Source organism: Photobacterium sp. HL06, from assembly GCF_059552575.1.
The window spans coordinates 3,314,449-3,335,583 of the sequence record NZ_CM183914.1 but is presented as its reverse complement, the minus strand read 5'-3'; the positions used below and the strand labels follow the sequence as shown (position 1 = coordinate 3,335,583).

Genomic DNA, 21,135 nt, shown 5'->3' with positions numbered 1-21,135 from the left:
GTAAAATAAAAATGAAACCGGTTACAGAAACCGGTTTCATTTTTGATTGAAACCGTGATCATGATCAAAAGGATCGTTAAACTGAGGAGGATCAAACGATCATTGCATGTCCCGTATTTTTCATTGCGCAATGTTGGTGAATCGCCGATTATGCGGGATAACGAGACTTGTCATAGGGAAGGAAGACGATGAGTAAGAATGCTTGTCCTAGTTGCCAGAGTGAGCTGAGCTGGAAAAACAGCCAGTATTATTGCGATGCCTGTCAGCAGCCAGTAAAGAAGCGGGCATTTTGTCCCGACTGTGAAGAGGAGCTGGAAAAACTGCAGGCCTGTGGTTCAGCCAGCTATTTCTGCAATCGCTGCAACGAGCTGAAATCAAAATCCCGCGTTAAGGTGGTGTTCGAGGCAGTTTAATTTCTGGTTTCCGGCACTGGTGGTCAATAGTATTGCCAGTGTTGGGTTTATCCTACCTTTCGGGCCTTATCTGGCTATATACACCAAGCAGGCTAATACTTAACAGTGGTAAATCGTCTTCAATCACGTCAATTTTCTGTGGGAATGATTGTCATTACGATAATTGTGTTCACTAATAGGGATTATTGGTATGGCTTCAGTTTCTCCACTGCTACAAGTTAGCAACCTGTCTGTTTCGTTTCGAATGGAAGATGAAACCGTCGAGGCAGTGAAAGGCATCTCCTTTCAGCTCGAGAAAGGGCAGACACTGGCATTGGTTGGTGAGTCAGGCTCGGGAAAATCAGTCTCTTCCAGCAGTATTATGGGGCTGCTGCCTCCCAACGCGACGATTGAACCTGACAGCTCTGTTTGCTTTCTCGGTGAGGAGCTGCTGACGATGTCTGAGAAATCGCTGCGACGTGTACGCGGCGATAGAATTGCAATGATTTTTCAAGAGCCGATGACTTCGCTTAATCCGTATATGCCTGTCGGGGAGCAAGTGGCTGAAGCGATTGTTTGCCACCGCAAGGTGTCACGCAAAGAAGCCCAGGCCGAGACGCTGGCATTGTTTGATAAGGTGCAGCTGCCCGATCCTGAAAAGCGGTTACGGCATTACCCTCACGAATTTTCAGGCGGCCAGCTGCAGCGGATCATGATAGCCATGGCACTGGCTAACAAGCCCGATATCCTGATTGCTGATGAGCCTACGACCGCCTTGGATGTCACGGTACAGGCCGAAGTACTGAAGTTACTGAAAGATATCCAGGTAGAAATGGGAATGGCGATTTTGTTTATTACCCACGATCTGGGGGTAGTCAAGCATTTTGCCGATGATGTGGTTGTCATGTGCAAAGGTGAGCTGGTTGAAACCGGGAGCGTAAGCCAGATCTTTACCCAGCCCCGCCATAGCTACACCAAAATGTTATTGGATGCAGAGCCCAAAGCACACGGGCCTATTGAAGTGACTCACTCATCGAATGTGTTGGAAGCTGACAACATCAATGTGAAGTATGTGCTGAAAACCAACTGGCTAGGTATGGAGACAGAGCATCTTGAGGCTGTAAAAGGGATCAGCCTGGCGGTACGCCCGGGGCAAACGGTCGGGATTGTCGGTGAGTCCGGTTCCGGAAAATCAACCCTTGGCAGGGCCCTGATGCAGCTGCTTCCGTCGACCGGGACAATTCGTTTTGAAGGCCAAAACATCAGTACGATGACCGCCCGGCAACGTTATGAGTTGAAGCGCAACATGCAGATGGTATTTCAGGACCCTTATGGTTCACTGTCACCAAGGATGACGGTGGGTGAGATCATTACCGAGCCTATGACCGTGTTTGGTGCTATAAGCAAGCAAGAACGCATGTGGCGGGCTCGCCAGGCGCTGGAAGAGGTTTGTCTCGAGCCTAGTTGTATTAACCGCTATCCGCATGAGTTTTCGGGCGGTCAACGACAGCGGATAGCCATCGCCCGGGCATTGATCATGGAGCCGCAGTTTATCTTGTTGGATGAGCCGACCTCGGCATTGGATCGCTCGGTGCAATTGACCGTACTGGAATTACTCAAAGATATACAGCAGCGTCATAATATCGGTTACCTATTTATCAGTCATGATCTGTCGGTGATACGGGCGATATCGGATGAAGTGATTGTGATGCAGCGCGGAGAGGTAGTTGAGCGAGGTACGGCACAGCAAGTGTTTGAGGCCCCGCAGGAAATTTATACCCAGCGTTTAATTGATGCCTGTATGCTAATTGATGCTGCTTGATCGGTTCCAGATCGGTGCATGATTACTATCAATAGCAAAAAAACGCCGCATCATGCGGCGTTTTTGTGTTCGGGTTATGCTATCTAGTCACTGACCACTGAGCGAATTTCACCCTCGGCGACTTTGGTATGCAGGGTATCTCCGGGCTGTACCTGATCGGCGCGGCGGATCACCTTGCCCTTGTCGTTACGGGTAATGGAATAACCGCGTCCCAATGTTGCCAGCGGGCTGACGGTTTCCAGTTTTTCCGCGGCCATCGCGAGCTTGTGGCTGGCATTGAGCAGGCGGCGGTCCATGGCATCGAGCAAGCGATGCTGGGCTTTTTCCAGCCGGTTGCTCTGCTGTTTGATGGTTTGGGCCGGGGAGTACAGGGCCAGTTTATAATCGGCGCGATGAATATGCTGCTGGTGGCTGCTGAGCAAGTGGCGCATTGCCCGCTCCATCCGGCTCGAAAGCTCATCGAGGTGCTGTTGCTGCTGGTTCAGCCGAACCTGCGGGTGCTGGCGATCCAGCCGGTGCTGCAGGTTGACGACTTTTGCCTGGCGGGCCGCAAGGTAGTGGCGGATCGCATGGTGAAGCTGCTGGGATTTCTGGCTGATTTTCTGTGTCTGGTGCGTCATATCGCGGCTGATCAGCTCGGCGGCCGCAGATGGTGTCGGTGCCCGTATATCGGCAACAAAGTCTGCAATAGTGACATCTACTTCATGGCCAACGGCACTGACAATCGGGATCTGGCTGGCGGCAATGGTGCGGGCGACGATTTCTTCGTTGAACGACCACAGATCTTCCAGCGAACCGCCCCCACGGCCAACGATCAGGACATCACATTCCTGGCGTGCATTGGCACGGCCAATGGCCTGGGCAATGGAAATCGCGGCCCCTTCGCCTTGCACCACCGTCGGGTAAATCACCACAGGCAAACCGGGATCACGGCGTTGCAGGACATTGAGAATATCATGCAGGGCCGCACCAGTTTTCGAGGTTACGATGCCGACGCGTTTCGGTTGCTCGGGCAGGGGCTTTTTCAGCGACTGGGCAAACAGCCCCTCAGCGGCGAGTGACATTTTCAGCTGTTCAAACTGCTGCTGCAGGCGGCCGTCCCCTTCCGGCTGCATGCTCTCGATGATCAGCTGGTAATCACCACGCGGCTCATACAGAGAGAGCCTCGCCTTCACCAATACTTGAGAGCCATTGGCAGGTTTAAAGGTCACCCGGCGATTGCTGCCTTTGAACATGGCACACTTCACCTGGGCCCGTGAGTCCTTGAGGGTGAAATACCAGTGGCCAGAAACAGGCATGGACAGGTTTGACAGTTCACCGATAAGCCAAACCACGCCCATTTCATTTTCAAGAATGAGACGAACCTGCGCATTGAGGCTGGAAACGGTATAGATACGATCGTTGGATTGGGTCTGTTGGGCGAACATGGTCACGAGGGAAGACACCTGTTATCGGAAGATAAGTGGTTAAGTAGTGTGCGAAAATGTGTTGATAAACGAGTAGGCAGATCGCTGGACAGATCTTGGCCGTTATTGAATGACCGCAGCACCGGAAACTTAACCGAAATATATTACGCATCAAGCAAAAAGTGTCAATAAAAAAAGTTAATTTTTTTGTGGCTAAACGTTTGCTCTCTCCGTATAATTCGTTCGCAATATTTTATCCTCCCTTAAACCTTAACTTGGTGTGAGATATTGCAATGTTACGTATCAAACAAGAAGCTCTAACTTTTGATGATGTTCTGCTGGTTCCAGCACACTCTACGGTTCTCCCTAACACTGCCGATCTGCGCACCCAGCTAACGAAAAAGATTTCGCTAAACATTCCTATGGTTTCTGCTGCTATGGACACAGTAACTGAAGGGCGTTTTGCCATTGCGTTAGCTCAGGAAGGTGGCATTGGTTTCATTCACAAAAACATGTCTATTGAACAACAAGCGAACCAAGTTCGTATGGTTAAAAAGTTCGAAGCGGGTGTTGTGTCTGAACCTGTAACAGTGAAGCCAACTGCAACGATTGCAGATGTAAAAGAACTAACCATTAAGAATGGTTTTGCTGGTTATCCGGTTGTGTCTGATAACAACGAGCTTGTTGGTATCATTACTGGCCGTGATGTACGTTTTGTCACAGATCTTTCAATGAAGGTTGAAGAAGTGATGACGCCAAAAGACAAATTGGCGGCGGCAAAAGAGGGGGCTTCGCGTGAAGAAGTTGAAGTTATCATGCAAGAGCATCGCGTAGAGAAAGTGCTGTTGGTAAATGGTGATTTCCAGCTGAAAGGTATGATCACAGCGAAAGATTTCCAGAAAGCAGAGCGCAAACCGAATGCATGTAAAGATGAGCTAGGTCGTCTACGTGTCGGTGCGGCAGTTGGTGCTGGCGCGGGTAATGAAGAACGCGTTAAAGCCCTGGTTGAAGCGGGTGTTGACGTACTGCTGATTGACTCTTCACACGGTCACTCTGAAGGTGTTCTGCAACGTATTCGTGAGACACGTGAAGCTTTCCCTGAACTACAAATCATCGGTGGCAACGTAGCAACGGCTGAAGGTGCGCGTGCACTTATCGAAGCCGGTGTAGATGCCGTTAAAGTGGGTATTGGCCCAGGCTCTATCTGTACGACTCGTATCGTTACCGGTGTTGGTGTTCCCCAGCTAACGGCTATTTCTGATGCCGTGGATGCTGCATCTGAGTTTGGTGTTCCAGTTATCGCTGATGGCGGTATCCGCTATTCTGGCGATATGTGTAAGGCTATCGTTGCTGGTGCATCATGTGTCATGGTCGGTTCAATGTTCGCGGGTACTGAAGAAGCTCCGGGTGAAGTTGAACTGTACCAGGGCCGTGCTTACAAGTCATACCGTGGTATGGGCTCTCTAGGTGCGATGTCTCAAGGTTCTTCTGACCGTTACTTCCAGACGGATAACGCGGCAGACAAGCTAGTGCCAGAAGGTATCGAAGGCCGTGTTGCTTATAAAGGCCACATCAAAGAAATCGTTCATCAGCAGATGGGCGGCCTGCGTTCAAGCATGGGCCTAACCGGTTCAGCAACGATTGAAGCGCTACGTACACAAGCTGAGTTTGTACGTATCTCTGGTGCGGGTATCAAAGAGTCACACGTTCATGATGTGACAATTACCAAAGAAGCGCCAAACTACCGTATGGGTTAATTTTCACCAAGCAAACTGATGCTTGACGAAAACGTTTGCCTAAACGGGAAACTTGTATAAGATCGGGGGCGTATTTAGGCCCCCCAAATTTCAATTATTTTTGAGACTTCTCGATAATGACTACATCTACAAATATTCATGACCAACGTATCCTTATTCTGGATTTTGGTTCTCAATATACTCAGCTAATTGCTCGTCGTATCCGTGAAATCGGTGTTTATTGTGAGCTGTGGAGCTGGGACGTTGATGAAGCCGATATTCGTGACTTCAACCCGAACGGTATTATCCTTTCTGGTGGCCCGGAGAGCGTGACCGGAGATGAATCACCTCGTGCACCACAATACGTATTTGAAGCGGGCGTGCCAGTATTTGGTGTTTGTTACGGCATGCAAACCATGGCTGAACAGCTTGGCGGTAAAGTTGCCGGCTCTTCAATGCGTGAATTTGGTTACGCGCAAGTTGAAATTGTTGAACCAACATCATTCTTTAAGAATATTGAAGATGCAGTAGCCGAAGATGGTAATGGGTTGCTGGATGTATGGATGAGCCACGGTGATAAAGTGGTCGAAATCCCGTCTGATTTTGTTAAGGTTGCGCAAACTGATACTTGCCCATATGCGGCAATTGCCAACGAAGATAAGCATTTCTACGGTGTGCAGTTCCACCCGGAAGTTACTCATACCCGTCAGGGCATGCGTATTATCGAGAACTTCGTTCTTAATATCTGTGGCTGTGAGAAGCTTTGGACATCAGCCAATATCATCGAAAATGCTATTGCGGACATCAAAGAGCAAGTCGGCGATGATGAAGTTATTCTTGGTCTGTCTGGTGGTGTTGATTCATCAGTCGTCGCGATGCTTGTTCACCGTGCAATTGGTAACAAGCTGACCTGTGTATTTGTTGATAACGGCTTACTTCGTTTAAACGAAGGTGAGCAAGTGATGGACATGTTTGGTGACCACTTCGGCCTGAATATTGTACATGTTAAAGCAGAAGACCGTTTCTTAGATGCACTTGCTGGCGAAAACGATCCTGAAGCAAAACGTAAGATCATTGGGCATGTATTTATCGATGTATTCGATGAAGAATCAAAGAAACTGAAGAATGCTAAGTGGCTGGCTCAGGGAACCATTTACCCGGATGTGATTGAATCAGCGGCTTCGAAAACCGGTAAAGCACACGTTATCAAATCGCACCACAATGTGGGCGGTTTGCCTGATGATATGGAAATGGGTCTGGTTGAACCGCTGAAAGAGCTGTTCAAAGATGAAGTCCGTAAAATCGGTCTAGAGCTTGGTCTGCCATACAACATGCTTTACCGCCACCCGTTCCCGGGTCCAGGTCTGGGTGTTCGTGTACTAGGCGAAGTGAAGAAAGAGTACTGTGACTTACTACGTCGCGCTGATGCTATCTTCATTGAAGAGCTGCACAATGCCGATCTTTACAATAAAGTGTCTCAGGCATTCACCGTATTCCTGCCAGTACGCTCTGTAGGCGTGATGGGCGATGGCCGTAAATATGACTGGGTTGTGTCTCTGCGTGCAGTAGAAACAATCGACTTCATGACCGCGCATTGGGCACACTTACCATACGACTTCCTTGGTAAGGTCTCGAACCGTATCATCAACGAAGTTGATGGTATTTCTCGTGTGGTTTACGATGTATCGGGCAAGCCACCAGCAACCATCGAGTGGGAATAAATCTCGACCTTGCGATTGGTAAGGCGGAGATCATTGAAAAAGGCACCTTCGGGTGTCTTTTTTTGTTTCTGGACAAACTCATTCCACTTATGAATCTAGGTAGGGATGATATTGACGAGGTAATTTGTTGAAGGCTCTAGTGTTGTCGAGATGAGAATCGGTTGTGGGCTTGTTGTTAGTGGTATGTTTTGTGTTAATATTTGTTTACAATATATTCTCATGGTATTTTATTATTAGCTAGCTGGATATGCGTTTTGTTATTGTATTCTTATTACAATTATCTGCATGATTTTTCTTCAGGGAAAATTCTGGATTGACTGGCGATAAGACCATTAATACACCGCCGTAAATTTACAACATCATTAACGACCATGGAGCTCCCATGAGTAACCAAGCCGTAAAACAAGTACCAGAAGCGTCCTCTGGTGCAATGAATAAATTTCTTAATTTCATCGAGCGTGCAGGCAATAAAATCCCCGATCCTGCGTTGCTTTTTTTCTGGGGGTTATTGATTGTATGGGGCTTATCCGCTCTGCTATCTCAGTTTGACTTTGGCTTTATTCACCCTGTAACCGGGCAGACTGTTGAAGTGAAGAACTTGCTGACAGGTGAATCATTTGCAAGTTTCTTAGCGAATATGGTGAAGAACTTCACTGGCTTTGCTCCGCTGGGTATCGTGTTAGTGGCGATGCTGGGTGTGGGGGTTGCTGAAGCATCAGGCTTCATCAATACTGGCTTAAAGAAGATGCTTAACTTCACGCCAGCGAAACTGTTAACACCGATGCTAATTTTGGTAGCGATTGTTTCTCATACCGCGGCGGATGCGGGTTACGTATTGGTTATTCCACTTGGCGGTATTATTTTCCACGCTGCGGGTCGTCACCCTCTGGCGGGTATTGCGGCTGCGTTTGCGGGTGTATCGGGTGGTTTCTCTGCGAACTTTATTCCTTCAGGTATCGATCCTCTTCTTGCCGGCTTTACCCAGTCTGCGGCACAAATTCTCGATCCTGCGTATATTGTAAACCCGCTATCTAACCTGCTATTTACTGGCTTATCTTCAATTTTAGTTGTTGGTATTGGCTGGTATGTCACAGAGAAGATCATTGAGCCACGCCTGGCGAATACCGCTGTTGATGAAGATGCGGAAGAAGCACCAGATATGGGCTCTTTCACTGAAATCGAAAGCAAAGCGTTCTCGCGTGCGGGTTGGGCAATGGTTGCAGGTATTGTGGTACTGGTTGCTTCTGTTTTTCCTGAGACCTCACCACTACGCTCGCCTGAGGGGGAAATCACGGCTTTCGCAGCACCATTGATGCAGTCTATCGTGCCATTGATCTTCATTCTGTTTGTTATCCCTGGTGTGGTGTACGGCAAAGTGGCTGGTACGTTCAAATCGAGCGATGATGTGATTAAGTCAATGTCAGCAACGATGAGCAGCATGGGCAGCTTCATGGTGATGGCATTCTTCATTGCACAATTCTTGGTCGCATTTACCCAATCAAACCTAGGTACGCTATTGGCTCTTTCTGGTGCTGAGATGCTTCATGCGATGAACCTGCCTGGTCAGGTAACGATTGTTGGTATGATTTTGCTTACCGCGTTTGTAAACCTATTAGTCGGTTCAGCATCGGCGAAGTGGGCACTGATTGGCCCAATCCTTGTACCTATGCTAATGGCGGTGGGTATTTCCCCTGAACTGACACAAGCGGCTTACCGTGTTGGTGACTCCGTTTCTAATATTATCTCTCCAATGATGGTGTTCTTCCCGCTGGTTGTTGTTTATATGCAGCGCTATGTGAAGAGCTCGGGTATTGGCTCGTTAGCTTCCATGATGATGCCTTACTCTATTGCGATGCTGATTGGCTGGACAATCTTCCTGCTGGCCTACTGGGCTGTTGGAATTCCTCTGGGTATCCAGGCTCCATATACGTACAGCATGTAACCAACATTACTGTAATGAAGCAAACAAGGCCCCGCAATGCGGGGCTTTGTTATTTGTGGTGGTTATGAGAGATCCTTGTTTGGTATAAAATTCTGATTGATTGGTTTATTTTGAAATTTTATATCGGAAATTATTATGTTGAGTTGTCACCAATGGGTGGTCATTGATGTGGTTGGTCGGCTTTATTTCTATTTTTATTCTCTACTTTTTGGTGTTTTGGTGGTTTTTAAGTCTAAATAATTGCAAGTCTGTGAGTTTTACGTGTTGATGGCGATTTGTTACTTTCACCTCATAAAGCAACATAAAAACTCAATCGAAGTAGTAAGGAAGTACGATTATGAGTGAGACCATTGCACCAGCACCTGCCCAGAAAGGCGTGATAGCGTTTATTGAAAGGGCTGGCAAGAAGATCCCCGATCCTGTCATTATTTTCATGTTCCTGTTTACCTTCTCGCTGGCACTGACTGGCCTGATTGGCGGTCTGCAGTTTGAAACGACAGGCGCTGATGGTGGCGCTGTTACCCATACCATTAAAAATATGCTGGCTACTGAAAATGTTCGCTGGATGTTTGACAATGCGTTGCTGACCAATTGGCTGTCGTTTGGACGCGGTGTACTGGGCGTGATCCTGATTGTAATGCTGGGTGTCGGTATTGCTGAAAACTCAGGGCTGTTGACGGCAGTGATCAAGAAAGTGGGGTTGCGTATCAATGATCGCTGGTTGCCACTATTGGTGGTTTTCCTGGGGATCATGAGTTCAATCGCCACGGATGCTGGCTACCTGATCTTGATCCCGCTGGCTGGCCTGCTGTATGCCGGCTTGGGTAAGAACCCGTTGATTGGTATGGCGGCAGCCTTTGCTGGTGTGTCTGCTGGTTTTTCTGCTAACCTGATCCCGGCTACACCGGTTGATGTTATTCTCGGTGCCAATGCCCGTATTTTTGCCGAATCTCAGGGGATCCCGTTTGAAACTGCAAGCGGCGAAGCACTTAATCCGGCGACCATGCACTACTTCTTCATCTTTGCTTCTACCTTCTTGCTTGCAGGCCTTGGTGCCTGGGTGACCACCCGTTTTGTGGCGCCGCGCCTGGAAAAAATGTCCTATGAGTTGCCGGAAGATCTGAACCTGAACGATTTCCAGGTTTCTGAGGCTGATAATAAAGGTCTTCGTGCTGCAGGTATCGGCCTGTTGCTGGCATTGTTGGCTGTTGCTGGCTTAGCAATGGGACCACTGGCGACGTATACCAATGATGCAGGCCGTGAAGTTACGCCGTACCTGGATAACGTGATTTTGTTGATCGCGATGGTATTCGCCGTTGTCGGTATTTTCTTCGGTGTTGCGACGGGAAAATTCAAGTCGCTGCAGGATGTTGTAAAGGCAATGGTGAAGCAGATGAACACCATGGGCTATATCCTGGTACTGACTTTCTTCTGTTATAACTTTTTGGCATTGCTAGGCTTTTCGGGGCTAGGTACCTATGTGACTTACCTTGGTGCCACATTCCTTGGCTCACTAGGTTTACAAGATTTTCCGATTCTACTCATCATCGGCTTTATTCTGACTACGGCGGTGATCAACCTGTTTGTCGGCGGCCTGACGTCGAAGTGGATGCTGCTTGGTCCGATTTTCGTGCCAATGCTATACCAGGTTAACCCTAATATGACCCCTGACTTGGTGACGGCCGCATACCGTGTGGCGGATTCATCGACTAACATCATCACGCCAATGATGAGTTATGCGGGCGTTATACTGGCCTTTATGCGTAAATATAAGCCTGAGCTGACATTCGGCGATGTGATCGCGATGATGGTACCGTACTCGCTGGCATTCTTGACCGTATGGACAACGGTGCTGGTGGGCTTCTTTGCGTTCAGTATCCCGCTAGGATTCTAATGTCGGTGTAGACTCGACGTAATAATAACAAGCCCGGCAATATGCCGGGCTTGTTATAGGTATTCACTTTATGCCCCGAAGTGGCTAGCGTGGAAGCGCAGGTGATCTTCGATAAAACTCGCAATAAAGTAATAGCTATGATCGTAGCCTTCCTGCATCCGCAGCTCTAGCGGGTAGCCGCTTTGTTTCGCTGCAGCCTGCAGCATTTCAGGTTTTAGCTGCTCGGTCAGGAAATCATCCTTTGCCCCCTGGTCGACCAGGGCCGGAAGCGGGTTGGTTGACTGCTTCATCAATTCAGAGCTGTCATACTGTTTCCAGCTTTCCTGATCATTACCCAGGTAGCCAGCGAATGCCTTCTTGCCCCAAGGGCAGTTAACCGGATTGGTGATTGGGCTGAAGGCCGAGACGGAGGTGAAGCGCTCCGGATTGCGCAAAGCAATCATCAGGGCACCGTGGCCCCCCATTGAGTGGCCACTGATTGCACGTTGTTGGCTTACCTGGAAATTGTTCTCAATTAGCCCTGGCAGTTCGTTGACCACATAATCATACATCTGATAGTGGCGGTTCCACGGCTCGCGGGTGGCATTGATGTAGAAGCCTGCACCAAGGCCGAAGTCATAGCTGCCTTCGGGATCGTCAGCGATACCTTCACCACGAGGGCTGGTGTCCGGTGCGACAATGGCGATACCTAGTTCGGCCGCAATGCGTTGTGCGCCGGCTTTCTGCATGAAGTTCTCGTCGGTACAGGTTAAGCCCGACAGCCAGTACAGAACCGGTACCTTGGTACCTGTGGCGGCTTGGGGTGGCAAGTAAATCGCAAAGCGCATCTCGCAGTTCAAGGCGGTAGAGCGGTGGGTATATTGTTTATGCCAGCCACCAAAGCTTCTGTTGGCGCTGATATTTTCTAAAGTCATAGGTTGGATAATCTCTCAACGGTCAAAAAGCGCTGCCGAAGCAGCGCTAAACAATGGCTGGTTATCATTATTTGTCGAAGTGGATAACGCTACGGATACTCTTGCCTTCATGCATAAGATCAAATGCGTGGTTAAGATCTTCCAGGCCCATGGTGTGAGTGATGAAGTCATCCAGCGCGAACTCACCCGCCATGTAACGTTCTACGATTTCTGGCAGCTCAGAGCGGCCTTTAACGCCACCAAAAGCAGAGCCACGCCATACGCGACCAGTTACCAGCTGGAATGGACGGGTCGAAATTTCCTGACCAGCACCGGCAACACCGATGATCACGGATTCGCCCCAACCTTTATGGCAGCACTCAAGCGCAGAACGCATAACATTGACGTTACCGATACACTCGAACGAGTAATCAACACCGCCGTCAGTCATTTCAACAATTACTTCTTGAATTGGCTTGTCGTAGTCGTTCGGGTTGATACAGTCCGTTGCACCCAGTTTTTTCGCTAGCTCGTATTTGCTTTCATTGATATCCACACCAATGATACGGCTGGCACCTGCCATGGTTGCACCAATGATGGCAGAAAGGCCGATACCACCTAAACCAAAGATAGCAACTGTGTCGCCTTTCTCTACTTTAGCTGTATTAAGTACGGCACCCATACCGGTTGTTACGCCACAGCCTAATAGGCAAACTTCTTCCAGCGGTGCATCTTTGTTGACTTTCGCTAGCGATATTTCAGGTAGTACTGTGTATTCAGAGAAGGTTGAACAGCCCATGTAATGGAAAATTGGCTGGCCATCTTTATAGAAACGGGTTGTACCGTCAGGCATCAGGCCTTTACCCTGGGTTTCACGAACGGCTTGGCATAGGTTAGTTTTGCCTGATTTACAGAACTTACACTCGCCACATTCAGCGGTATAAAGAGGGATAACGTGATCACCTACTTGGACACTTGTTACGCCTTCACCGACTTGCTCAACAATACCGCCGCCTTCGTGGCCAAGGATTGATGGGAAAATGCCTTCAGGATCTTCACCAGAAAGAGTGAAAGCATCTGTGTGACAGACACCCGTTGCGACGATGCGTACGAGTACTTCGCCTGCTCTTGGCAGCATGACATCCACCTCTTCAATCGACAGTGGCTGATTAGGACCCCAGGCAACAGCGGCTTTGGACTTAATAAATTGATCAGACATTCTGTTCTCTCTTATCTCATTATTGGGTGTCTACAGAGTACCGTCTTCCCGTGTTTTGACTGGTTGCGAGTATCAAAATATCGCGAGCGGTATCAATACACTGTAGAAAAGAAATTCTTCCTCGACGACAGTTTTTAATATTACGTCGTGCGTTGTGATGGTGAGTATTATATTTTTTTCAAAAGAAATGATAATTACCGACTTCTGCAAATAACTTTTACCAGGTAGTAATAATCATTGCTGGAGGCTATCAGGCAAGATACTGATATTATTGGTGGCTCGGTATCACAGGGCTGAAGCGGTTGGAGCAGGGCTGACTTGGCCTTATAATGCGCAGCCGTGACTGAATGTAAGATTTGAGAGATCCCGTGACCGATCAGAGCCAAGACGAACTGTTTATGCGCCGTGCCATTGAGCTGGCAGCCAAAGCCGAAGAAGAAGGTGAAGTGCCTGTTGGGGCGGTAGTCGTGTATAACGGCCAGGTGATCGGGGAAGGTTGGAACCGCTCGATTGGCCAGCATGATGCTACCGCCCATGCCGAAATTATGGCTCTGCGCCAGGCCGGGAAAGTGATCCAGAATTACCGCCTGTTGGATGCTACCTTGTATGTGACCCTGGAGCCTTGCCCAATGTGTGCCGGGGCGATGGTGCATAGCCGGGTTGGCAAAGTGATATACGGAGCCTGCGATTTAAAAACGGGGGCTGCTGGCAGTATCATGAATCTGTTGAGCTATGATCAGGTCAATCACCATGTTGCCTGTGAATCGGGATTGCTGGCTGATGACTGCCGTGCCCAGCTGCAGGCTTTTTTCAAACGCCGTCGTGCCGAGAAAAAAGCAGCGAAAAAAGCACGGCAAGTTGCGCTGGCCGAGCACCAAGCTAAAGCGTAGTCGCTAGCGGATAAAAGAAAGCCCGACGCTTATGCCGGGCTTTGTTTTTGAAGCAGATCGTTGATCAGCTGACAATGCTGGCAGCAACAATATAGCTGCGCTGGCGCCAAAGGACTTTTTTCCGAATATTGGCATTTAAGCGCTTGCGTCGGGTCGCGATCGATGTCATTCGCTGTTTTAGGCTTTTTACCGCCTTTTTCTGCCTTGAAAATCGCATAGTTCCTCCCCACAAAGCAATGGCATCGTTATGCCTGTTATTAATGATTATTGTCTTTAGCTTAGCCAAGACGATGCGTCGATTGTTACCTAATTAGTTGTGATTGAGAATGATCCAAGTCTCATATTAGGGCTTGGCATTGCAAATAAGCTAATGGTAACTGTGATTTGATTTCAGAGACAGAACAGCCCTATCTAGGTAGGGCTGTTGACTATGGTTTGGTGTGCTAATTGCCAGCTGTTTTTGTCGGCTTTGCTGTGTTTGCTGCCTCGTCGCCGGCTGCCTTTAGACCAGCTTCAGGGGGCTCGGGCGGGGTGATTGTATGTAGATCATCAATGACCGCAATATCCTGCTGCTGGGGGGGGGGATTGTGTGCCTGCTCATAACCGATAATGCTCTGGTAGTAGCGACGGATATTTTCGACATAATTCAGCGCTTCATCACCACGGGCATAGCCATAGCGGGTCTGCTTGTAATATTTACGCTGACGTAGCAGCGGCAGGCGCTGCTTGACATCACTCCAGGCATCCGGATTGCCACCCTGCTGTTTGGTCAGGCGTCGGGCATCCATCAAGTGGCCGAAGCCGACATTGTATGAGGCGAGGGCAAACCAGACCTTTTCATGCTCTTCGATACTGTCCGGGACCCGATTGATCATTTTTCTTAGATACTGGGTGCCACCACGGATGCTCTGTTCGGGATCGAGGCGGTTATTCACGCCGACAGATTTCGCTGTTGGCAGTGTCAGCATCATCATACCGCGGACACCAGTAGGAGAAACCGCACGTGGGTTCCAGTGTGATTCCTGATAGGACAAGGCGGCAATCAAGCGCCAGTCGAATTCTTCTGAGTACTTTTTGAATAGTGACTCCCAGCGCGGTAGTTTTTTCTCAACCGCACGCAAGAAAGCACGGGTGTCGACATAGTCGAACGTATCGACATGGCCAAAATATTTCTCTTCGAGCTTGGCCAGTTCGCCACTTTGCTGCATCTCGCCAAAAAACTCGATAAGCAGTGCGTAAAGGCTGTCATCCGGTGTCTGGTTGACAAACCAGGCGATGGGCTCATCCTCGGTCAGCTCAAGGGCGGTAGCAATATCGGGGTGGATGCGCTGGCTGAGTGCTACATCGACAGAGTCAGCAATGGTGTAGTCCAGCTCGCCTTTGGCCACCATCCGCAGCAGTTCTTCACTGTCGGTTTCTTCAATGGCCTGCCACTGTAATTGCGGATAGAGTACTTTTAGGGTACCGAGGCTTTTCTCGTGGCTTGACCCTTTTACTACCGTCAGTGACCCTTTGTTTTGAGCCAGATCTTCGTTATCGCGTGGGCGCCATTGCCCTTTTTTATAGACCACGATCTGGCTGGCGTAGTAATAGGCCGGAGCAGCCCGAAACTCAGCCAGGCGATCATCGGTCATGGTCAGCCCTGCGGCAACAATATCTACATCACCCCGTTTCAGGGTAGGAAAGAGCCCGGCCAGGGTGAACATCGGCTGCATTTCCAGCTTTACGCCCAACTTGGCAGCAAACCGCTGGGCAAGCTCATAGTCGAGGCCGGTTGGACCGTCACTGCCGATGAAATAAGAAAGCTGGTTGTTCAGCGTACCGATACGCAACACGCCGCTTTCGCGGATCTTTTCCAGATCACTGCGGGTAGGGTCTTCCAGCCATTTGCACCCGCTAAGCAGTAATAAGCTCAGCATGATAGCGAAACCGTAGCGAAGGCTAGGAGTTAATCGAATATTGTTCAACAATATATGCTCATCGTTATAATTAGGTGTTCTTTATACCAAAGCTCGCCAGATCAGCAAAGTCGCTCGGCAGTTCACTGTGAGGAATTCTCTGTTTAAGATGCCACCAAACGCATAATAATGGCACTTGTCTTGTGGCACTTGGTTGGAAAAGATAGTTCAAAATGACCCTTTATGGGGAAATCGCCTCTATATTTCTCCTTGATTTACACCTGAATGAAAAAAAAACACGCAAACGGTTGCGTCAGGTGTTACGTCACAAAAAAAATTCCCTTATACTACGCACCATCGTGAGTTACTCGCCTCGATTCATTCGGGTCAATTCGGTGAAAAAGGTGGCATTGACGTAATTAGCCCAGTAATTGAACTGGGTGTTAGGCCAATATCACCTTCATTCAACTGCTAATCGAGAGACGTACGCACATGGAAATTTTGCGTGGTTCACCCGCACTGTCTGAGTTTCGCGTTAACAAGCTACTAGAGCGTTGCCGCGAGTTAGATCTGCCTGTGTCAGGCATTTACGCTGAGTTTATGCATTTTGCTGATGTATCTGCTCCCCTGAATGCTGATGAGCAAAGCAAGCTGGCAAGCCTGCTAACCTACGGTCCAACGATTGCAGAGCATGAGCCGACAGGCATCTTGCTACTGGTTGCCCCTCGTCCTGGTACTATCTCTCCATGGTCATCTAAATCGACCGATATCGCCCATAACTGTGCCCTTGAAAATGTTAAGCGTCTAGAGCGTGGTACTGCGTATTACGTTGAAACAACCGCGGCATTGACCGAGCCTCAGCTCACTGAACTGAAAGGCCTGATCCACGATCGCATGATGGAAGTGGTTTTCAACGAGCTGGAAGCGGCAAGCGCACTGTTTAAGCAAGCTGAGCCTGCTCCGGTTCAGAGTGTGGATATCCTGGCGGGTGGCCGCAAGGCGCTGGAAGAGGCGAACGTATCACTCGGCCTTGCCCTGGCAGAAGATGAGATTGACTACCTGGTGGAGAATTTCACTAAGCTGGGACGTAACCCGAATGACATCGAGCTAATGATGTTTGCCCAGGCTAACTCAGAGCACTGCCGCCATAAAATCTTTAATGCTGACTGGACGATCGACGGCGTTGATCAGGACAAGTCACTGTTTAAGATGATCAAGAACACTTACGAGAAAAACCACGACTACGTGCTGTCGGCTTATAAAGATAACGCTGCAGTGATGGAAGGTTCTCACGTCGGCCGTTTCTTCCCGAACCCGGAATCTCGTCAATATAACTACCATCAGGAAGCGGCACACATCCTGATGAAAGTGGAAACCCACAACCACCCAACAGCGATTTCGCCTTGGCCGGGGGCTTCAACGGGCTCTGGTGGTGAAATCCGAGATGAAGGTGCAACCGGTATTGGTGGCAAGCCGAAAGCAGGCTTGGTCGGTTTTACTGTCTCTAACCTACGTGTACCAGGTTTTGAGCAGCCATGGGAAACTGATTTTGGTAAGCCCGGACGCATTGTTAACGCCCTGGATATCATGCTGGAAGGCCCACTGGGTGGCGCGGCGTTCAATAACGAATTTGGCCGTCCGAATTTGCTGGGCTACTTCCGTACTTACGAAGAAAAAGTCAATTCGCATAATGGCGAAGAGATCCGTGGTTACCACAAGCCAATCATGATTGCTGGCGGTATGGGTAACATCCGTGCAGAGCATGTCCAGAAGAAAGAGATCCCTGTCGGTGCAAAACTGATCGTTCTGGGTGGCCCGGCAATGAATATCGGTCTGGGTGGTGGTGCGGCGTCATCAATGGCATCAGGCCAGTCGGCAGAAGATTTAGATTTTGCTTCGGTACAGCGTGAAAATCCAGAAATGGAACGCCGTTGCCAGGAAGTGATAGACCGTTGTTGGCAGATGGGTGAAAACAACCCAATCGCCTTTATCCACGATGTGGGTGCTGGTGGTATTTCTAATGCCCTGCCTGAGTTGGTGGATGACGGCGAGCGTGGCGGTAAATTCCAGCTACGTGATGTCCCTAATGATGAACCGGGCATGAGCCCGCTGGAAATCTGGTGTAACGAATCACAAGAACGCTACGTGATGGCGATTGCGCCAGAAAACATGGCTGCATTTGATGCAATCTGTCAACGTGAGCGCGCACCGTACGCGGTAGTGGGCGAAGCAACAGAAGAGCGTCACCTGACACTGGAAGATAGCCACTTCGACAACACGCCAATCGATATGCCAATGGATATTCTATTGGGCAAAGCACCGAAAATGCACCGTGATGCGAAAACGCTGAAGGTGAAAGGTGAAGCGATGGACCGCGCTGGCATTGAGCTGGAAGAGGCGACACACCGTGTCCTTCGCCTACCAGCCGTTGCTGAGAAAACCTTCCTGATCACTATTGGTGATCGCACTGTAACTGGTTTGGTGGCGCGTGACCAGATGGTCGGCCCTTGGCAGGTACCAGTAGCCAACTGTGCTGTAACCGCAGCTAGCTATGACACTTACCATGGTGAAGCGATGTCGATGGGTGAGCGTACGCCTGTTGCGCTGCTGGACTTCGGTGCTTCGGCCCGCCTTGCCGTTGGTGAAGCGATCACTAACATTGCCAGTGCTGATATTGGCGATATGAAACGCATTAACTTGTCGGCCAACTGGATGTCGCCAGCTGGCCATCCGGGTGAAGATGCCGGTCTTTACGAAGCCGTTAAAGCGGTAGGTGAAGAGCTGTGTCCGGCACTTGGTCTGACGATCCCGGTCGGTAAAGACTCGATGTCGATGAAGACCAAATGGGAAGAGAGCGGTGAGCAGAAAGAAGTTACCTCACCACTGTCGCTGATCATCACAGCCTTTGGCCGGGTTGAAGATGTCCGTAAAACAGTGACGCCTCAGCTGCGTACTGATAAAGGTGAGTCAACGTTGGTATTGGTTGACCTGGGTTGCGGTAAGAACCGTCTGGGTGCAACAGCACTGGCGCAGGTTTACAAGCAGTTGGGCGATAAGCCAGCCGATGTGGATAGCCCTGAGCTACTAAAAGGTTTCTTCACTGCCATTCAGCAACTGGTGCGTAATGAGCAAGTACTGGCTTACCATGACCGTGGTGATGGTGGTCTATATGTAACGCTTGCCGAGATGGCGTTTGCTGGTCACACCGGTATTGAAGTTGATATCAATACCACGGCAAATGACGAGTGTGATGACGTACTGGCGATGTTGTTCAACGAAGAGCTAGGTGCGGTACTTCAGGTGCGCACTGAAGATCTTGATACCGTTCAGTCAGTATTAGCCGCAAACGGCCTTGAAGTATGCAGCCATGTGATTGGTACCGTGGTTGATGAAGATATCGTTCGTATTTGGAATGGTAACGACCGCGTACTCGAGCAAAGCCGGACAGAGCTTCGTACTATCTGGGCGGAAACAACGTACCAGATGCAAGCTATGCGTGATAACCCAGCCGGTGCACTACAAGAATTTGAAGCTAAGAAAGACAATAGCGATCCGGGTTTAAACACCAAGCTGTCTTTTGATATCAACGAAGATGTAGCAGCACCATTCATCGCAGCCCCTGCTATAAACAAGGGCGCGAAACCGCAAATGGCGATTCTGCGTGAGCAGGGCGTTAACTCACACGTTGAAATGGCTGCAGCCTTTGACCGTGCCGGTTTTGACGCTAAAGATGTTCACATGAGTGACATTCTCTCTGGTAACGTGAAGCTAGATGGTTTTAACGGTTTAGTCGCTTGTGGTGGTTTCTCTTACGGTGATGTTTTAGGGGCTGGTGAAGGTTGGGCGAAGTCAGTGCTATTCAACAACATTGCCCGCGACCAGTTTGAAAGCTTCTTCCACCGTAACGACACGCTAGCATTGGGTGTGTGCAACGGTTGTCAGATGATGTCGAATTTACGCGACCTAATCCCAGGTGCCGACCTATGGCCTCGTTTCGTGCGTAACGAATCAGAGCGTTTTGAAGCGCGCTTCAGCCTAGTGGAAGTTCAGCAGAGCGACTCGCTGTTCTTTAATGAAATGGCGGGTTCTCGCATGCCTATCGCGGTTTCTCACGGTGAAGGCCGTGTGGAAGTACGTAATGGCGACCACCTCAATGCCATTGAGCAGTCAGGCACGGTAGCGCTGCGTTATCTTGATAACTATGGCAATGTGACCCAGAATTACCCGGCAAACCCGAATGGTTCACCAAATGGTATTACGGGCCTAACCACACAAGATGGCCGTGTGACTATTATGATGCCGCACCCTGAGCGTGTCTTCCGCACCGTGGCTAACTCCTGGCACCCTGATGACTGGAACGAAAACAGCCCGTGGATGCGTATGTTCCGCAATGCCCGCGTCAATATCGGCTAATTCACCTAAGTCGAATTAACCAATAAATGAAAACCGCTCTTCGGAGCGGTTTTTTATTTTTATCTCGAGTGGTACTAGCGCTCGGGATTGCTCACACAATAAGCACCTCTGATTGCAAAATCCCTCAGGACTAACCTTTTTGACGGAATCTTCTCGCCTTTGTGGATAAAGTGTGATTAAGCTGAGGGTAGGGTGTTTATGGGAGGGTGTATGATTTTCTTTGATCTTGATAATACCTTGCTTGATCATGATGGTGCCGAGCAGGATGCAATACGGAGTTTTGTTGCACGGTATCGGGATAGCATCATCCCTTACGAAGGCAAGCCAGAAGTTATTTGGCGTGAGATCACGGATAGGCACCGGGCCCGTTGGCGTGCTGGAGAATTGAATTTTGAAGAGCAGCGGCGGGCCAGGATCAGCGAATTGTTTGAGCGGCCGCTAACCGTGGCTGAGGCTGACCGGTTATTTGCTGAATTTTATGCGATTTATCGCCAGCACTGGCGGTTATTTCCTGATGTTGAACCGGCCTTGAAGCAACTCAGGAAGGTATCCAGCTTGGCGGTGATCACTAATGGCTTAAATATCCAGCAGGAGGCCAAGCTTATCGAGACTGGTATTCGCGAGTATTTTAGTTTCATCATGACCTCCGAGCAGGCCGGGGCTGCAAAGCCAGATCCGCGTATTTTCCATGCTGCCCTTCAGTTTGCCAAAAACAGCGCGGATGAATGTTGGTTTATTGGCAACCATCCACAAAATGATGCGCATGCCGCGCAAGAGGCGGGTATGAAGGCGGTCTGGCTAAACCGTTGCGGGTCGAGGGAAAAGGTCAATACACGGGTGGTACGTTCATTGAGTGGTTTTGTTGATCTGGTGAAAATACATCATTGATATAAATAATAGTACGCTGAA

Annotated in this window: 14 protein-coding genes; 9 read left to right on the top strand and 5 right to left on the bottom strand. The window is 49.4% G+C overall.

The genetic code is table 11. From position 1 onward, the window contains the following. Positions 1-188 precede the first annotated feature (188 nt). Together AC51G0_RS15090 and AC51G0_RS15085 are read left to right on the top strand one after the other, a co-directional pair. A complete protein-coding gene (locus AC51G0_RS15090) occupies positions 189-413 on the top strand; it encodes a zinc ribbon domain-containing protein (RefSeq protein ID WP_496299506.1) in 225 nt (74 codons plus the stop codon). A gap of 190 nt (positions 414-603) precedes the next feature. Next, positions 604-2,214 (top strand): ABC transporter ATP-binding protein, encoded by a 1,611-nt coding sequence (locus tag AC51G0_RS15085; protein ID WP_496299505.1) that lies wholly within the window; start codon positions 604-606, stop codon positions 2,212-2,214. An 83-nt stretch (positions 2,215-2,297) separates the two neighbouring features. On the opposite strand, the gene xseA is transcribed toward AC51G0_RS15085, so the two are convergent. Further along, on the bottom strand, positions 2,298-3,647 hold the full coding sequence (gene xseA / locus AC51G0_RS15080) for an exodeoxyribonuclease VII large subunit (RefSeq protein WP_496299504.1): 1,350 nt from the start codon (positions 3,645-3,647) through the stop codon (positions 2,298-2,300). A gap of 266 nt (positions 3,648-3,913) precedes the next feature. Between xseA and guaB the strand changes: the two genes are divergently transcribed. The 4 genes from guaB (at position 3,914) to AC51G0_RS15060 (ending at position 10,913) form a co-directional block, all read left to right on the top strand. After that, positions 3,914-5,377, top strand: coding sequence for an IMP dehydrogenase (guaB, locus tag AC51G0_RS15075; protein ID WP_496299503.1), 1,464 nt, complete (start codon positions 3,914-3,916; stop codon positions 5,375-5,377). A 116-nt stretch (positions 5,378-5,493) separates the two neighbouring features. After that, the gene (gene guaA / locus AC51G0_RS15070) at positions 5,494-7,077 is read left to right on the top strand and encodes a glutamine-hydrolyzing GMP synthase (RefSeq protein ID WP_496299502.1); all 1,584 of its coding nucleotides are present in this window, start codon (positions 5,494-5,496) and stop codon (positions 7,075-7,077) included. Positions 7,078-7,459: 382 nt separating this feature from the next. Further along, positions 7,460-9,019, top strand: coding sequence for an AbgT family transporter (locus AC51G0_RS15065; RefSeq protein WP_496299501.1), 1,560 nt, complete (start codon positions 7,460-7,462; stop codon positions 9,017-9,019). A 337-nt stretch (positions 9,020-9,356) separates the two neighbouring features. Then, on the top strand, positions 9,357-10,913 hold the full coding sequence (locus tag AC51G0_RS15060; protein WP_496299500.1) for an AbgT family transporter: 1,557 nt from the start codon (positions 9,357-9,359) through the stop codon (positions 10,911-10,913). Between the two features lie 68 nt (positions 10,914-10,981). On the opposite strand, the gene fghA is transcribed toward AC51G0_RS15060, so the two are convergent. Together fghA and AC51G0_RS15050 are read right to left on the bottom strand one after the other, a co-directional pair. Beyond that, a complete protein-coding gene (gene fghA / locus AC51G0_RS15055) occupies positions 10,982-11,827 on the bottom strand; it encodes an S-formylglutathione hydrolase (RefSeq protein ID WP_496299499.1) in 846 nt (281 codons plus the stop codon). Positions 11,828-11,894: 67 nt separating this feature from the next. Further along, positions 11,895-13,025, bottom strand: a complete 1,131-nt coding sequence (locus tag AC51G0_RS15050; RefSeq protein WP_496299498.1) for an S-(hydroxymethyl)glutathione dehydrogenase/class III alcohol dehydrogenase — start codon at positions 13,023-13,025, stop codon at positions 11,895-11,897. Between the two features lie 398 nt (positions 13,026-13,423). Here AC51G0_RS15050 and tadA point away from each other — a divergent pair, with 398 nt between their 5' ends. After that, the gene (gene tadA, locus AC51G0_RS15045) at positions 13,424-13,915 is read left to right on the top strand and encodes a tRNA adenosine(34) deaminase TadA (protein ID WP_496301969.1); all 492 of its coding nucleotides are present in this window, start codon (positions 13,424-13,426) and stop codon (positions 13,913-13,915) included. 64 nt (positions 13,916-13,979) lie between these two features. Here tadA and AC51G0_RS15040 read toward each other — a convergent pair whose 3' ends face one another. Together AC51G0_RS15040 and mltF are read right to left on the bottom strand one after the other, a co-directional pair. After that, complete coding sequence (locus AC51G0_RS15040) at positions 13,980-14,132, bottom strand: hypothetical protein (protein ID WP_496299497.1); 153 nt, start codon at positions 14,130-14,132, stop codon at positions 13,980-13,982. Positions 14,133-14,358: 226 nt separating this feature from the next. Then, entirely contained in the window at positions 14,359-15,834 is a 1,476-nt protein-coding gene (mltF, locus tag AC51G0_RS15035; RefSeq protein WP_496299496.1) for a membrane-bound lytic murein transglycosylase MltF, read from the bottom strand. Between the two features lie 471 nt (positions 15,835-16,305). Here mltF and purL point away from each other — a divergent pair, with 471 nt between their 5' ends. Together purL and AC51G0_RS15025 are read left to right on the top strand one after the other, a co-directional pair. Then, positions 16,306-20,226 carry a phosphoribosylformylglycinamidine synthase gene (purL, locus tag AC51G0_RS15030; protein WP_496299495.1) on the top strand — a complete coding sequence of 1,307 codons (3,921 nt, stop codon included), beginning with the start codon at positions 16,306-16,308 and terminating at the stop codon, positions 20,224-20,226. A 210-nt stretch (positions 20,227-20,436) separates the two neighbouring features. Further along, positions 20,437-21,114, top strand: coding sequence for an HAD family hydrolase (locus tag AC51G0_RS15025; protein ID WP_496299494.1), 678 nt, complete (start codon positions 20,437-20,439; stop codon positions 21,112-21,114). Positions 21,115-21,135: the final 21 nt, after the last annotated feature.